This window comes from Micromonospora sp. M71_S20 (assembly GCF_003664255.1).
Lineage (GTDB): Bacteria > Actinomycetota > Actinomycetes > Mycobacteriales > Micromonosporaceae > Micromonospora.
This window is the reverse complement of sequence record NZ_RCCV01000004.1, coordinates 693,268-708,018: the sequence shown is the minus strand read 5'-3', so window position 1 is coordinate 708,018 and position 14,751 is coordinate 693,268. Positions and strand designations below refer to the sequence as shown.

The window sequence follows — 14,751 nt, the reverse complement described above, 5'->3', positions numbered from 1 at the left end:
CGTCGATGTCCGGGCGGCTCTAGCGTCACGGAGGGAAAGCCCTTTCCCGCATGGTCCGGCTCCCCGCCGGACGGCGCACCGCCGCCGCCGGCCAGCCCGGACCGCTCCCGCACCAGGAGGACCCCCGTGCGTGACAGGCGCATCAGACGTACCCGCGGCGCGGCCGCCGCGGTCGGCGTGTCGGCGACCGCGCTCGCCCTGGCCGCGACCGTGGTCTCGACGGCCCACGCCGCCACCCTCTTCTCCGACGACTTCGGCGACGGCGACAGCGGCGGCTGGTCGAAGTCGGGCGGAACCTGGTCGGTGACCACCGACGGTTCGCCGGTGCTCCGCCAGTCGAACACCGGTAGCGAGCTGGCCCGGATGTTCGCCGGGCAGACGAGCTGGACCGACTACGAGGTACGGGCCCGGGTCAAGCCGGCCTCGTACGGGCCCGGCGGTCTCGTCGCCATCGCCGCCCGGGCCAGCAGCTCCACGAAGATGTACCGGCTGTCGCTGCTGGCCGACGGCCGCGCGGAACTCCAGGCCGTCAACGGCAGCGCGATCACCGTGCTCGGCTCGGCGGCCGGCGTCGGCGCCACCGGCGCGTGGCACACGCTGCGGATCGAGGCCGCCGGCAGCACCGTGCGCGGATTCGTCGACGGCGTGCGGGTCGGCGACGCGAACGGCACCCTGACCGGCGCCGGGCGGATCGCGCTGGTCACCGCTCACGCCGGCGCGAGCTTCGACGACGTGGTGGTCAGCTCCGGCGGCACCGGCCCGACCACCCCGCCGACCACCGCCGCCCCGACCACCGCTCCCCCGACCACGCCCCCGCCGACCACGCCGCCCCCGACCACGCCGCCGCCGGCCGCCGGCACCCTGGTCGTCGCCACGAACGGCGACGACGCCGCCCCGGGCACCCTGGCCCAGCCGCTGCGGACCATCCAGCGCGCCCACGACCTCGTGCAGCCCGGCGGGACCATCGCCGTGCGCGCAGGCACCTACGCGCCGGCCAGCACCATCAAGATCCTCAAGGACGGCACTGAGTCCCAGCCGATCACCCTCACCGCCTACCAGGGCGAGCGCGTGATCATCGACGGCGAGAACATGCCGTACACCCCCGGGGCCGTGGGTTCCTCGATCCCCCGCGCCGACCGGGGCGCCTTGCACGTCGAGGGCGACTGGTGGCGATTCGTCGACCTGGAGATCGTCAACGGCCCGTACGGCATCTTCGGGGTGGACACCAACAACGGCCGCTACGAGCGCCTGGTGACCCGGGACAACTACGAGACCGGCCTGCACCTGCAGGGCGCCTCGTCGGGCAACCACGTCGTCGATCTCGACAGCTACGGCAACCGCGACCCGCGCAAGAACGGCGAGAGCGCGGACGGTCTGGCCATCAAGGAGGGCTCCGGGACGGGCAACGTCGTCCGGGGCGCCCGGCTGTGGCGCAACGCCGACGACGGCTTCGACGCCTGGCTGTTCCTGTCGCCCGTGCTCATCGAGAACAGCGTCGCCTACGACAACGGCTACAACTACTGGGGCCTGCCCGACTACACCGGGGACGGCAACGGGTTCAAGAACGGCGGCGGCACGGATCCGCGCCCGGCGGTCGCCCACGTCACCCGCAACAGCATGGCCTGGGGCAACTCGGCCGGCGGGTTCATCGACAACGGCAACCCGGGTTCGCTGGTCTTCGAGCGCAACACCGCCTGGGACAACGGCAAGGACGGCTTCAACGTGTCGCGCTCCGCCTCGGTGCTCACCCGCAACCTCGCGGTCGGCAACACCACCGACGTGTCGCTCGGCGCCTCCACCGGCTCCGGCAACTCGTGGAACCTCGGCGGGACGTGGTCGCTCGTCAGCACGGACCCGGCCACGATCACCGGCCCCCGTACGGCGGACGGTGCCATCCCCACCTCCTCGTTCCTGCGCCCGGCCAACGGCGCGGACGTCGGCGCCCGGATCTGAGCCGGACCGGCCGGGGCGGTCGGCGGTGGCTCCGCCGGCTCCCCGGCCGCCCGGCGGCCTCCCGCACCGGCGCGGGACCGTGCCGTGCGGGTCGCCCGTCGGGGCCACCGTCCGGCGCCGCGCGCTGGCAGGATGACCGGATGGACCTCGACACCGGCGCCGGGCTGTTGCACCGGCTGACGTCCTACGAGCCGAGCCGCGAGTGGGACGTGCCCGTGGACGACCCGCGCGTCCGCCAGGACCTCGTCCCGAACGACCCCGAGACCCTGCCGCCGCCCATGAAGGGCTACCCGGAGGGTCCCGCCGTCCTCGCCCTGCCGCGCGACCTGCCCGACCCCGGCGTCCCCGCGACCGCCGTGCTGGCCGGCGTCGCGTCCCCCGCGCAGCCGCTCGACGCGGCGCAGCTCGGCCGCGTGCTCTTCCTCGGCGCCGGCGTCGTGCGCACCGCCGAGCGCAACGGCCGCCCCTTCCTCTACCGCGCCTCCGGCTCGGCGGGGGCGCGGTTCCCGCTGGAGGTCTACGCGAGCACCCGGGGCGTCGCGGGGGTGCCGGACGGCGTGCACTGGTACGACGCGCGGCGGCACGCGCTCGTCCAGGTGGCCCCCGCCGCGACCGGGGCGGTCACGACGCTGGTGGTCACGGGCGTGCCGTGGCGCACGGGCTGGCGCTACGCCGAGCGCGGCTGGCGGCACCTCTACTGGGACGCCGGCACGCTGCTGTCCCAGTTGTCGGCGGCCGCCGACAGCGCCGGCCTGTCGCCGCGGCTGCGGTCGCTCTTCCCGGACGCCACCGTGCGCGCGCTCGTCGGCGCGGACGGGGTGCACGAGTACCCGCTGGCCCTGCTGTCCCTCGGCGACGGTGCGCCGGCGATCGGGCCCACCGGGCCGGCGGTCCCCGGTGAGCTGCCGCCGGTCGAGCTGCCGCTGTGCACCGCCGCCCAGCGCGCGGGCGACCGGGACGTGCTCGGCGCGCCCTGGCCGCGGGCGGAGCCGCTGCCGGCGCACCCGCCGTCCGACCCGCTCGACGAGGTCGTCCGGCGGCGCGGCTCGCAGCGGCGGATGGACAGGTCCCGGACGCTGCCGCGCGCCCTGCTGGAATGGCCCCTGGCGGCGGCCCTGCGCGGCGTGCCGGTGCCGCACTGGGTCGCCGTGCACGGGGTCGACGGGGTGCCGCCCGGCCTCTACCGGTGGCCCGACCTGTCGGCGCCGCTGCGCACCGGTGACCTGCGCGACGAGCTGCTCCGGGTCTGCCTGGACCAGGCGCTCGCCGGCGACGCGGCCTACGTCGTCGTCGCCGCCGCGCCGCTGTCGACCCTCGACGACCGCGGCTACCGCGACGCCCAGCTCGCCACCGGGCTCGTCGAGGGCCGGCTGCACCTCGCGGCGTACGCCCTCGGCGCGGGCGCCTCCGGCATGACCTTTCTCGACTCGGACGTCCCAGGGCTGCTGGGCGAGCCGGACGACCTCGCGGCGCTGCTCTTCACCTGCGTGGGCGTCCCCGAGTACCGGTCGCGCGCGGGCGGGCGACCGGGCGCCCCGGTCGCGGTCCGCCCGGTCGTGCCCCGCGTCGGCGGTTCGTGACGCCGCTCAGCAGGGCGCGCACCGCCGCAGGCACCACCGGCCGGCGGTAGCTCAGCAGGTCGAGGGGGCCGGGACCGCGCCGCCGCGCCCGCTTCCTCGGTGCGCAGGCGCCCACGGACGGCTCGACGCGTCCGCCGATGAAGGTTTCCGCCATCCAGTTACATCGGCCTGGCACCCGTTTACATCAACACCCGTCGCGGTGTACGGTACCGCCACCCGCCGATATTCATCGATGGCGGCGGATATCTGGAGGGGTGCAGATGACTGCTCGACCCGCCGCGCGACGCAGGCGTGGGCTGCTCAGCGCCATGCTGGCCGCGACCCTGGTCCTGACTGCCGAATCAGCCCTGGCCCCCGCGCCGGTGTCGGCCGCCCCGGAGGGTGCCCCACCGGCGTCCGCCCGGCTGGCCACCGCCTTCGACACCGCCGCCGGTCGGTACGACGTCCCCCGCGACCTGCTCGTCGCCCTCGGCTACGCCGAGACCCGCCTGGACGGACACGGCGGCGCCCCGAGCGCGGCGGGCGGCTACGGCATGATGCACCTGGTCAGCAACCCCAGGCTGCACACCCTGGACGAGGCGGCCACGCTGACCGGGCTCAGCCGTGCCGCGCTGCGCACCGACCCCGCCGCGAACATCGCCGGAGCGGCCGCCGTCCTGCGCTCCTACGCCGACCGGGCGGGCCTGACCGCGGCCGAGCGCGACGACGTCGACGAGTGGTACGCCCCGGTCGCCCGCTACGGCGGCGCGTCCCAACCGTCGCTCGCCCGCCTCTACGCGGACGCCGTCTACGACCTGCTCGGCGCCGGCTTCGAGACCGGTCACGCCGGGGTGGCGAAGGTCCCCGGCCGCCAGGTGGCCCCGGAGCGGGACCTGCCGGGCGCCGCGTCGGACGAGGTCGGGATCCTCAGCACCGACTACGGGCCGGCCGCGTGGGCGCCGGCGAGCACCAGCAACTACACGGTGGCCAGCCGACCCACCAGCCACTCCGTCAGGTACATCGTCATCCACGTGACGCAGGGCAGCTACGCCGGCTCGATCAGCTGGTTCCAGAACCCGGCCGCCCAGGCCAGCGCGCACTACACGTTCCGCTCCTCCGACGGGGCGGTCACCCAGTCGGTGCGGGAGAAGGACATCGCCTGGCACGCGGGCAACTGGACCTACAACACCCAGTCCATCGGCATCGAGCACGAGGGGTACGTCGACAACGCGGCCTGGTTCACCGACGCGATGTACCGGGCGTCGGCGACGCTGACCCGCAGCCTCGCCAACAAGTACGGCATCCCGAAGACCAGGACGCACATCATCGGCCACAACGAGGTGCCCGGGGCCACCCACACCGACCCGGGCCCGAACTGGAACTGGGCCTACTACATGCAGCTGGTGAACCAGCAGACCGGTGTCGGCTCCGGCACGGTGAACACCGAGGGGGTGAGCCTCAACGTGCGCTCCGGGCCCGGCACCGGCTACGCCGTCGTGGGTACCGTCGCCGACGGCGCGACCGTCAGCATCTACTGCCAGGCCGTCGGCACCACGGTGACCGGCCCCTACGGCACGAGCAACGTCTGGGACCGCATCGGCACCAACCGGTACGTCTCAGACGCGTACGTCCTGACCGGCCACGACGGCTTCATCCCCGGCGTGCCACGCTGCTGACCACCACGCCCGGTGCCGTCCACTCCCGCGGGTGGACGGCACCGGCGCGTCACAGCCGCGCGACGACGAGTTCGTGGATCGCGGCGAGCAGCTCCTGGTCGCGCTCCGCGTGCGCGGTCACCGTGACGGCGGCCCGCCGCGCGGGGCTGACCACCACGTACTGGCCGTAGCGGCCGTCCAGCCGGTACGTGTCGGCCGGGTCGATCCACACGCCCAGCCCGTATCCGTGGGTGTACGGCTCGCCGTACGTGACGGCGCTCGTGTCGACCCGCTCCCCCGCCATCCGCCGCACGTACCGCGCGGGCAGCACCTGCCGGCCGTTCCACCGGCCCTCCTGCACCAGCAGCTGGGCGAAACGCGCGAGTTCCTCGGTACGGAGGAAGAGGTCGCTCTCCGCGAGGGGATGACCCAGCGGACACGTGTGCCAGGGCGGGTCGTGCAGGTCCAGCGGCGCGAACAGGCGCGGCAGCAGGAACGAGCGCAGGTCGGCCCCGGTGACCCGGGCGACCACCCGACCGAGGGCGTACGGGCCCGAACCCGTGTAGGCGAAGCGGGTGCCGGGCGCGGCGGTGAGCGGCGCGGAGACGATCTCGTGGAGCAGGTCGGCGGCGGTGATCCGCTCGTCGGCGAACCAGCGGTGGCTGGTGCCGCTGGTCATCGTCAACAGTTGGCGGAGCGTGACCGCACCGAGCCCGTCGGCGGCGATCGGCCGCAGCTCGGGCAGGTGGTCCAGGAGGCGGTCGTCGAGACTCAGCCGCCCCTCCGCCTCGGCCAGCCCCACGGCCACGGACGTGAACGTCTTCGCGACGGAGTACAGGTTCACCCGGTCGTCGGAGCGGAAGCGGTGTTCCACGGGCGGGCGGCCCTCGCGGTGGACGCGGATGCCGTACGTGCCCAGCGCACGGTCGCGGTCCGCCCGCACGAAGTCGTCGAGTAGGTCGGCGCTCACGGGCGGACGATACGCGAGACCGCGGTCCGCCGGCGCGTCCCCGTTTCCGCCGCCCGGCTCGGGGTACGGGCCAGGACGCCTGCTCAACAAACGTTTTCGTGGAGGAACTCGCCAGATGGATGCCAGCAAGCCCGCCAAGGCGGTCAAGGACGTGGTGGAGGCCGCAGCCGGGAAGGTGGCCGACGCGCTGACCCCGGACGTGCCCGGCGCGCCGGGCAGCGCCCCGCCAAGCGTCGAGGAGCCGACGACGCCACACGATCCGCTGCCGCCCAAGAAGGAACAGGGCGCCCCGGAGACCCGTACGCCGACCGGCGCGGCGACCGGCGCGCCGACGACGGCGAACGGTCAGCAGGGCGCCTTCCTCACGACGTCGCAGGGGGCGCGGCTGCGCGACACGGACCACTCGCTGAAGGCCGGGCCGCGCGGTCCGGTCCTGCTCCAGGACCACCACCTGCGCGAGAAGATCACCCACTTCGACCACGAGCGCATTCCCGAGCGCGTCGTGCACGCGCGTGGGGCCGGCGCGCACGGCGTCTTCGAGGCCTACGGCACGGCCGAGGGTGTGACGAAGGCCGGCTTCCTGGCGAAGGGCAGGTCGACCAACGTCTTCGTGCGGTTCTCCACCGTCCTCGGTTCGCGCGGCTCGGCCGACACGGTCCGCGACACCCGCGGCTTCGCGACGAAGTTCTACACCGACGAGGGCACCTTCGACCTGGTCGCCAACAACATGCCGGTCTTCTTCATCCAGGACGCCATCAAGTTCCCCGACATCATCCACGCCGGCAAGCCGCACCCCGACCGGGAGATCCCGCAGGCGCAGAGCGCGCACGACACCTTCTGGGACTTCGTCTCCCTGCACACCGAGGCGCAGCACCACACCATGTGGAACATGTCCGACCGGGGCATCCCGCGCTCGTACCGGATGATGGAGGGCTTCGGCGTCCACACGTTCCGGCTCGTCAACGCCGCCGGCGAGACGGCGCTGGCCAAGTTCCACTGGAAGCCCAAGCTGGGCGTGCACTCCCTGACCTGGGAGGAGGCGCAGTTGCTCGGCGGCGTGGACCCGGACTTCCACCGCCGGGACCTCTACGACGCCATCGAGGCCGGCGCCTTCCCCGAGTGGGAGCTGGGCCTCCAGGTCTTTCCCGACACTCCCGAGGAGACCTTCGCCGGGATCGACCTGCTCGACCCGACCAAGATCGTGCCGGAGGAGCTGGCGCCGGTGCAGCCGGTCGGGAAGCTGACGCTCAACCGGACGCCGACGAACTTCTTCGCCGAGACCGAACAGGTCGCCTTCCACGTCGGCCACCTGCCGCCGGGCATCGACGTCACGAACGACCCGCTGTTGCAGGGCAGGCTCTTCTCGTACGTCGACACGCAGCTCACCCGGCTGGGCGGGCCGAACTTCTCGCAGATCCCGATCAACCGCCCACACGCCCCGGTCAACGACATGCTGCGCGACGGCTTCCACCAGCAGGCCGTCCACGCCGGGGTCGCACCGTACCGGCCGAACTCGCTCGACGGCGGCAACCCCTTCCCGGCCGGCGACGAGGACGGCGCGTTCGTCGACGTGCCGGTGACGGTGACGGAGGCGCCCAAGGTACGCGCCAACCCGGTCTCGTTCGACGACCACTACAGCCAGGTCCGCCTGTTCTGGCTGAGCATGTCGCCGGTCGAGAAGGAGCACATCGTCCGCGCCTACACCTTCGAGCTGGGCAAGTGCTACCACCAGGCGATCCGGGAGCGCCAGCTCCGGTGCCTCGCCAACATCGACCCGGCGCTGTGCGCGGAGGTCGCCACCGGGCTGGGTCTGCCCGCGCCGGAGCCGACCGTGCCGCTCGTCGACCCCGCGCCCAGCCCCGCGCTGTCGCAGGTGGGCAGGCAGTGGCCGGCCGACGGCCGCACCGTGGGCATCGTCGTCGACCCCGCCGCCAGGCTCGACGGCGTCGACGAGGTACGCGGGGCGGTCCTCGCGGCCGGCATGGTGCCGCTCCTCGTCGCCCCGCACGGCGGCCTGGTGGGCGGCCTGCCCGTGCAGCGGACCTTCGCCACCGGCCGCTCGGTCGAGTTCGACGTGCTCCTGCTGGCCGGGGCGCCGGCGCCCGCGCCGGACGCGTCGCCGGCGCGCGACGCCAAGGCCGGCGCGGCGGACGCCGCCGCCGTGGATCCGCGGGTGCTGCTTCTGGTCGAGGAGTGCTGGCGGCACGCCAAGGCGATCGGCGCGTGGGGCGCCGGCGTCGACGTGCTGCGGCAGGCGGGGGTCGCCGGCACGCCCGGCGTCGTCACGGGCGGCTCCGGCGCCGAGGTCCTCACCGCCGTGCAGCAGCTGCTGGCCGCCCACCGGGTGTGGGAGAGGTTCCCCGCCTCGGTCGCCTGACGCGCTCGTCCGCCGACGAGGGCCGTCCCCCGCAGCACCGGGAGGACGGCCCTCGTCGCGTCCGCGCCGCGCCGCCGCCCGTGCGGTGGGTGCGGCGGGGCTGTCGCGGTCAGTCCCACCTGTCCTGGTTGAGGAAGCGGGCGAAGCCGCGCCACGAGTTGGGCCCCATGACCCCGTCGATCGGGCCGGTGTAGCCGTGGCCGGAGGCGAGGCGCTGCACGGCGCGCCAGGTGTTCGGGCCGGGCTGGCCGTCGATCGGTCCGGTGTAGCCGTAGGCCCGCATGGCCCGCTGGAGGGCGGCGTAGGTGCCCGGCCCGGGCGCGCCGTCGATGGGGCCGGTGTAACCGGCGGTGAGCCGCAGCCAGTTCTGCATGCGCTGGTAGAAGATGGTGCCGGGGATGCCGTCCTGCTCGGTGGAGGTCTTGGGCAGTCGCCCGGGTGCGGGGTTCTGACCGATGTAGGCCAGCGGGTTGATGCGTACGCCGGCGGGTTGATCATGTGCCAGTGGACGTGCGGCCCGGTCGACGAGCCCGAGCCCGGCGCGCCGGCCGCGCCGCCGGAGAGACCGACGACGGTGCCGCTGGACACGGCCGCGCCGTTGCCGAGCAGGAACTGCGACAGGTGCATGTACTGGCTGCGGTACCCGTCCGCGTGCTGGATGGTGACCGTGTGCCCACCCGTACCGTTGTACGGGATGTTCTGGATGGTGCCCGCGCCGCAGGCGGGTGCCGACCGGCATGCCGAAGTCGACGCCGCCGAGCGAACCCCGGTTCAGGTGGTCCTGCCAGGTGCCGGTGACGGGGTAGCCGGAGAAGGGGTTGTGGATGGCGGGCGCGGCGTACGCGCGGCCGGGAACGGCCAGCCCGGCCAGGGCGCCCGCGCCGAGGGCGGCGCCGAGCAGCACCACGCGGCGGTCGACACCGGCGGCCGCCGGGCCGTCGCCGCAGCATCCGGGTTGGTCGAGACGGTCCATCGCGTGCTCCTGCTGATCGGTACGCCGGTCGGCCAGTGACAATACATAGCCACAAATGAATCTGTCGACCGCCCGCTCCGCCACCGCGTCGGGTCACGGGCGACGTCCCGTCCGGTGCCGCAACCCGCACCGCCAGGCCGCTCAGCCGCCCGGGCAGCGGTTGTCACCGCCGCTGTGCTCCTGGCAGGTCGTCGGCGCCGGGACGGGCGCGGCCGGCGGCCTGAGGGTACGCGCGGCATCCACGACCGCCGGCGTGAGCGCCGCCGCGACCACGACGGCCAGGAACAGGTAGACCAGCCCGGTGCGGCGGTACCGGCAGCCGAACGCCAGCAGCGCGATGACGGCCGGCCCGCCCGCTGCCGTCGCCGCCAGGAACAGCAGCGCCCGGGCGGAGCGCCGCCCGATCTCCGCCGCCCGCGCCCCACCGTTCGAGTGGTGGTCGGCCCACCCTTCCATGCCGATGGTGAACAACCACCACAGCAACGCCAGGCACGCCCCCACCCAGACCACCGTCAGGAGCACGACGGCGTACCGGGACCGGGCGGCGGGTGTCGACGAGGTCATGCCGTACAGCCTGGCGGAGGCATGGCCGCGGGACGTGAGCCCGCGTACTCACCGCGCGGGCGGATCCTTCGCACCCGGGCGCACGCGCGGGGGCCGGGTCGGCGGTGGCCACGTGTCGGACGGCGGTCGTTGCGGCGGGAAGGGCCGCCGCAGTCGAGGACGGCGGCCCGCCGGTGCGGTCGCGACGGCGATCGCACCGGCGGGCCTGGCCCCGTCACCGACGGGCCGGGTCGGGAGGTCCGCTCACCACCCGCGGCACTGGCCGGACGTCGGGCCGCTGACCGTGTTGGCCACCCCGCCGTCCACCGGTGGCGGCTGGTTGCCGACGCACCGCAGCGGCCCGTCGATCCGGTTGCCGGACACCACGACCGGCGTGTCGCCGGTGCGGCTGTCGACCACGCTGACCGGCCCGGTCACCCGCGTCCCGCTGATCAGCACCGAACCGGTGACGCCGGTGACCGACAGCGGGCCGTCGACCGTGCTGCCCGTCAACTCCACCACCGTGGCCCCGGTGGCGGTCACCGGGCCGCTGACGCTGGCGTCGAGCGCGATCAGGCCCGCGCCCTTCGCGACGTTGACCGGTCCGAACACCGTGGCGCCCGGCGCGAGGCAGGTCACCCCACCGTTGACCGGCAGCGGACCCCGACGCTCACCGCTGACGACCTGGGCGCAGGTCTGGTCGGTGACCTCGAGCGTCACCGGCAACGTCGTCAGCGGGTTGGACGGGTCGTCGCTGGTGACGCAGAGCTGGGCCCGGTAGGTACCGGCGGCCAGCCCGGTGCTGTCCATCGAGAGCGTCACCTCGGTGGACCGGCCGGCACCGGTGCCGGCCGACGTGCGGGACGCCGTCAGCCACGGCACCTCGTCGGGCGTCACGCACGGCTGCAGGTCGGGCAGCCGGACGTGGGTGATGAACCGGGCAGCACCCTTGTCGTTCTCGACCTCGACCAGGCGGCCGGAGCGGTCGATCTCGTGGACCCCCTTGGAGCTGGTGGTCAGGATGTTGCCGTTACCGAGCGGGTGGACGCCCTGGTATCCGCTTCCGCCGGGCGGCGTGTAGACGCCGATCAGCTTGCCGTCGCGGTCCATCTCCCAGACTCCCGGGGTGGAGCCGCTGCCCCAGCTCGCCGCGAGCACGTTGCCGTTCGGCAGCTCCACGAGCTGGCCGGGCCAGCTCAGCCCCTGGAAGAAGCGGGCGTTCGCGGCGGAGCCGTCCTTCTTGAAGCTGTGGATGGCGTCACTGTCGCTGGCCGAGACGAGCACGTCGTCGCCGCGGAACAGGATGCCCCACGGTCCCTTCAGCCCGTCGGCCCCCGGCGCGACGAACGTACCCAGGAACTTCCCGTCGGCGTCGAACTCGACCACCGAGTTGGCGTTCGCCTGGGAGGCGACCGTCACCAGCACGGTGCCGCGCGGCGAGAGCGCGATGCCCCGGGTGTTGCCCATGACCGTCGGATCTCCCGCACCGGCGGCGGGGGCGAAGACGCGCCGGAAGCTGCCGTCCAGGCCGTGCTCGGTGACCACCGAGTTGACCTGGTCGGACATGAGGAAGCCGCTGCCGTCCGGCTTGGCGACGACCTGGAACGGCGTGTAGAGGTTGCTGGTCGGGTCGAACTTGAAGTGCGGGATGAACTGCGGGTCGATCTGCTTGCCGGTCTGCGGATCGAACGCCATCACCCCACGGGTCGCGCTGCCCGAGTTGGGGATCAGCAGGACACCGTCACGCAGGAGCTGGATCCGCTCGTCGCTCGGGCCGGCGTCCGGGTCGTCCAGCCGCCAGTCCAGCACGCCGTGCCCGGCGTTGCGTACCGCGAACTTCTGGCTGGTGACCAGCCCGGCCGGCTGCCGTGCGGAGAGCGACTTCGGTGCCACCTCGATCTTCGGCACCGGCACCACCGTCAGTTCCAGCGCGATCGTCGTCGTCGGCTGGTCCTGGTCGTTGCTGGCCAGGCACAGGTCGGCCCGGAACACGCCACCGTCGTCCAGGCCGGTCGAGTCGAGCGTGATCTGGATGTCCTGGCTCTTGAACGCGCCAAGGGTGCCCTGCGCCGGGGTCACCTTGACCCAGGTCGGCCAGGCGCAGTCGGCGCCGTCGCCGGTCGCCCGCCAGGTGAGTTCGGCGCCGCCGGCGTTGCCCACCTTGACGGTGTGGCTCTCGTTCTGCGCGACGTCCATGCTGGAGCTCAGCTCGGTCTTGTCGACCGTCAGGTCCGGGGCCGCGGGAAGGACGGCGACCGGGAAGTGCGCCTGGGCGATCGGCTGCCCGTCCGGCGCGTGCCGGGCGTCGGTGGTCAGGTCGATCGCGCCGAAGAGCCAGTTCTTGCGGGCGGTCCCGGTGACGTCCACGGTGACGGTCAGCTGCTGGCTGGCGCCGGGCGCCAGGGTGAACCGCGTCGGCGCGACCGTGATCCGCGCCCCGGTCGGGGCCTGCGGCGCCACCTGGTAGGTCGCGGCCACCTTGGCCACGCTGGACACCGTCCGGGTGAAGGTGCAGACCTTGAGGCAGTGGTGCTCGACTACGGCCGGCAGGTTCAGCGCCTGCGGGTCGCCACCGGCGTCGGGGTTGGCCGCGACGAAGTTCGCGGCGGTCTCGTCGAGCACGATGCCGGTCCGGGCGGCCTGGGCCAGGTTGATCCGGCCGGAGCCGATGTCGAACGCGTCGGCCGGCGTGCGGCCGTCCTCCTTGACCACCCCGTCGCGGTCCGCGGTGACCGCCAGCGCGGACCGGATCCGCGTCGGCGACCAGTCGGGGTGCAGCGCCGCCAGCAGCGCGCCGGCGCCGGCGACGTGCGGCGACGACATGGACGTGCCCTGCATGAAGGCGTACGTGGCCGGGTTGTCCTTCGCCGCCATGGTGGCGGCGAGGATGTTGCGGCCCGGGGCCGCAACGGTGGGCGCGAGCATGTCGAACTTGCTGGGTCCGCGCGAGCTGAAGTCGGCCACGACGTCGGTCCAGTCGCCGTCGCGCAGCACCTCGCTGCCGGGGTCGACGCGCACGGTGACGGGGCCGTCGGTGGCCGCCGCGTGGTCGCGCAGCCGCTGCCCGTCGGCGAGGGAGACCATCACGGCGGGGATGCTGGTCCCGGCGAGCGCGCCCATCGTGATCGGCGGGCCGCTGTACTGGTTGTGCACGACCACGCCGGTCGCGCCGGCGGCGGTGGCGTTCTTGACCTTCACGGAGAAGTCGCAGCCGCCCCGGGGCAGCAGGGCGACCTTGCCGCTGAACGCCGCTGCCGGGAACGGAACGCAGGCCTGCACGTTGTTCGCGTCGACGGTGCCGGAGTACCGGATCTCACCCTCGATGGGCGGGTTCGGCGAGTTCTCCCCGATCACGGCGGCGATGCCGGTGAGCGCCGCCGGGACGGGCGTCGGGCCCGTCACGTCGAGCCGGTGGGCGATGACCCGCTCGTGGCTGACCGCGGCCACGGACATGTTCCACGGCGCGGTCTTCGCGACGGTGCTGGCGCCCGGGCCGCTGTTGCCGGCGGAGGCGGCGACGAAGATGCCGGCCGAGTACGCCTCCAGGAACGCCTGGTCGACGAGGTCCTTCCACGGGTCGTCGCGACCGGAGATCGAGTAGTTGAGGACGTCCACGCCGTCGGCGATCGCCTGGTCCACGGCGGCGATCGTCGCCGAGGAGAGGCAGCCGAGGGCCATGCAGACCTTGTACGAGATGACGTTGGCCCGCGGCGCGACCCCGGAGACGGTGATCTTGTGCGTGCTGGTGCCGACGGTCATGGTCGCCTCGTGCCGGTTGCCGGCGGCGGTCGAGGCGGTGTGGCTGCCGTGGCCGTTGTCGTCCCGGGCGTCGGTGCCGACCATCGACCAGGCGCCGATCAGCTTGTCGTTGCAGATCGCCTTGTGCTGGGGATGGGTCGGGGCGCAGACGCCGGTGTACGTGCCCGCGCCGTACGGGTTGGTGTGCCGGTAGCCGTCGCCGTCCACGGCCGCGAACGACGGGTGCTCGGGGTTGATGCCCGAGTCGAGGATCCCCACGATGGCACCCTCGCCACGGGTGCCGACGTTCTCCGCCGTCCTGCCCTCCCACACCGCGGGCGACTGGATCAGCGCGTTGCTGGTGTCGGTCGTCAGCTCCAGGACCTCGTCGGGTACGACCGCGCTGACCCCCGGCAGGCCGGACAGGTGCGCCGCCTCGTCCGCGCTGACCTCGACCGCCAGGCCGTTCACCACGTTGCGGTAGGTGTGGGCGACCCGCACCGAGCGGCCCAGGATCGCCTCCATCTCGTCCACCAGCGTGTCCTGCTGCCGCGCCAACTCCTGCGCGTAGGAGGTGCTCGCCGCGGACCGGGTGTCGATCCCGCCGGTGCGTGCCGGCCTCGCCTGCGAGGCGGCCACCACCGACGGCTTGTCCATCTTCACCAGCCAGAGCCCGCTCTTGGGCTGCGCCTTGCTCGACGCCGGGCGGGCTGACGCCTCGGCTGTCGTGTCGCCCGCCGGCAGCGGTGCCGCCACGGCCGGGACGGGGGCCACGGCGAGCAGCATGGTGCTCGCCGCCACCGCCGCGACCAGACGGGCCGGTGTCCGCCGACGGGAGGGGAACCTTCTTCGGAAGGGGGAATGTGCCACGGTGAGCTCCTAAGTCACTGAGCGGCGCGATCGGTGCTGTCTCGCTGCCTCGCCAGAGCCGGGGAGTGCTCGGTGCGGCTGGGTGCGATCGTGTGAAACCTAGGTGATCACGC

9 protein-coding genes and 1 pseudogene are annotated in these 14,751 nt (G+C 73.7%); 5 read left to right on the top strand and 5 right to left on the bottom strand.

Going from position 1 to position 14,751, the window contains the following annotated elements; genetic code table 11:
- Positions 1–126: 126 nt before the first annotated feature.
- The 3 genes from DER29_RS31980 to DER29_RS31970 all read left to right on the top strand — a co-directional run bounded on the left by DER29_RS31980 (position 127) and on the right by DER29_RS31970 (position 5,188).
- Positions 127–1,953 carry a right-handed parallel beta-helix repeat-containing protein gene (locus DER29_RS31980; RefSeq protein WP_233600290.1) on the top strand — a complete coding sequence of 609 codons (1,827 nt, stop codon included), beginning with the start codon at positions 127–129 and terminating at the stop codon, positions 1,951–1,953.
- 140 nt (positions 1,954–2,093) lie between these two features.
- Positions 2,094–3,533: a hypothetical protein gene (locus DER29_RS31975; protein WP_121401335.1), complete on the top strand. Its 1,440-nt coding sequence runs from the start codon at positions 2,094–2,096 to the stop codon at positions 3,531–3,533.
- A 260-nt stretch (positions 3,534–3,793) separates the two neighbouring features.
- Positions 3,794–5,188 carry an N-acetylmuramoyl-L-alanine amidase gene (locus DER29_RS31970; RefSeq protein ID WP_148710163.1) on the top strand — a complete coding sequence of 465 codons (1,395 nt, stop codon included), beginning with the start codon at positions 3,794–3,796 and terminating at the stop codon, positions 5,186–5,188.
- 49 nt (positions 5,189–5,237) lie between these two features.
- Here the strand turns inward: DER29_RS31970 and DER29_RS31965 are convergent, their stop codons facing one another.
- Positions 5,238–6,137 (bottom strand): serine hydrolase, encoded by a 900-nt coding sequence (locus tag DER29_RS31965; RefSeq protein WP_121401333.1) that lies wholly within the window; start codon positions 6,135–6,137, stop codon positions 5,238–5,240.
- Positions 6,138–6,252: 115 nt separating this feature from the next.
- On the opposite strand from DER29_RS31965, the gene DER29_RS31960 reads away from it, so the two are divergent.
- On the top strand, positions 6,253–8,514 hold the full coding sequence (locus tag DER29_RS31960; RefSeq protein WP_121401332.1) for a catalase: 2,262 nt from the start codon (positions 6,253–6,255) through the stop codon (positions 8,512–8,514).
- 109 nt (positions 8,515–8,623) lie between these two features.
- Here the strand turns inward: DER29_RS31960 and DER29_RS34980 are convergent, their stop codons facing one another.
- Both DER29_RS34980 and DER29_RS36440 read right to left on the bottom strand, forming a co-directional pair.
- Entirely contained in the window at positions 8,624–8,887 is a 264-nt protein-coding gene (locus tag DER29_RS34980) for a peptidoglycan-binding protein (RefSeq protein WP_199729637.1), read from the bottom strand.
- A gap of 182 nt (positions 8,888–9,069) precedes the next feature.
- A pseudogene (locus DER29_RS36440) lies at positions 9,070–9,210 on the bottom strand (M23 family metallopeptidase); the annotation flags it as partial.
- Here DER29_RS36440 and DER29_RS34970 point away from each other — a divergent pair.
- The gene (locus DER29_RS34970; protein ID WP_199729636.1) at positions 9,209–9,526 is read left to right on the top strand and encodes a hypothetical protein; all 318 of its coding nucleotides are present in this window, start codon (positions 9,209–9,211) and stop codon (positions 9,524–9,526) included. The pseudogene DER29_RS36440 and the gene DER29_RS34970 sit on opposite strands and share 2 nt — an antisense overlap.
- Before the next feature lie 102 nt (positions 9,527–9,628).
- On the opposite strand, the gene DER29_RS31950 is transcribed toward DER29_RS34970, so the two are convergent.
- Both DER29_RS31950 and DER29_RS31945 read right to left on the bottom strand, forming a co-directional pair.
- The gene (locus DER29_RS31950; RefSeq protein WP_121401331.1) at positions 9,629–10,051 is read right to left on the bottom strand and encodes a hypothetical protein; all 423 of its coding nucleotides are present in this window, start codon (positions 10,049–10,051) and stop codon (positions 9,629–9,631) included.
- A 243-nt stretch (positions 10,052–10,294) separates the two neighbouring features.
- A complete protein-coding gene (locus DER29_RS31945; protein ID WP_148710162.1) occupies positions 10,295–14,638 on the bottom strand; it encodes a S8 family serine peptidase in 4,344 nt (1,447 codons plus the stop codon).
- Positions 14,639–14,751 lie beyond the last annotated feature (113 nt).

What these genes read in the sequence shown, in the direction of transcription:
- DER29_RS31975 (WP_121401335.1), top strand. Translation starts at nt 2,094, where the DNA reads ATGGACCTCGACACCGGCGCCGGGCTGTTGCACCGGCTGACGTCCTAC.
- DER29_RS31970 (WP_148710163.1), top strand. Translation starts at nt 3,794, where the DNA reads ATGACTGCTCGACCCGCCGCGCGACGCAGGCGTGGGCTGCTCAGCGCC.
- DER29_RS31960 (WP_121401332.1), top strand. Translation starts at nt 6,253, where the DNA reads ATGGATGCCAGCAAGCCCGCCAAGGCGGTCAAGGACGTGGTGGAGGCC.
- DER29_RS34980 (WP_199729637.1), bottom strand. Translation starts at nt 8,887, where the DNA reads ATGCAGAACTGGCTGCGGCTCACCGCCGGTTACACCGGCCCCATCGAC.
- DER29_RS34970 (WP_199729636.1), top strand. Translation starts at nt 9,209, where the DNA reads ATGTTCTGGATGGTGCCCGCGCCGCAGGCGGGTGCCGACCGGCATGCC.
- DER29_RS31950 (WP_121401331.1), bottom strand. Translation starts at nt 10,051, where the DNA reads ATGACCTCGTCGACACCCGCCGCCCGGTCCCGGTACGCCGTCGTGCTC.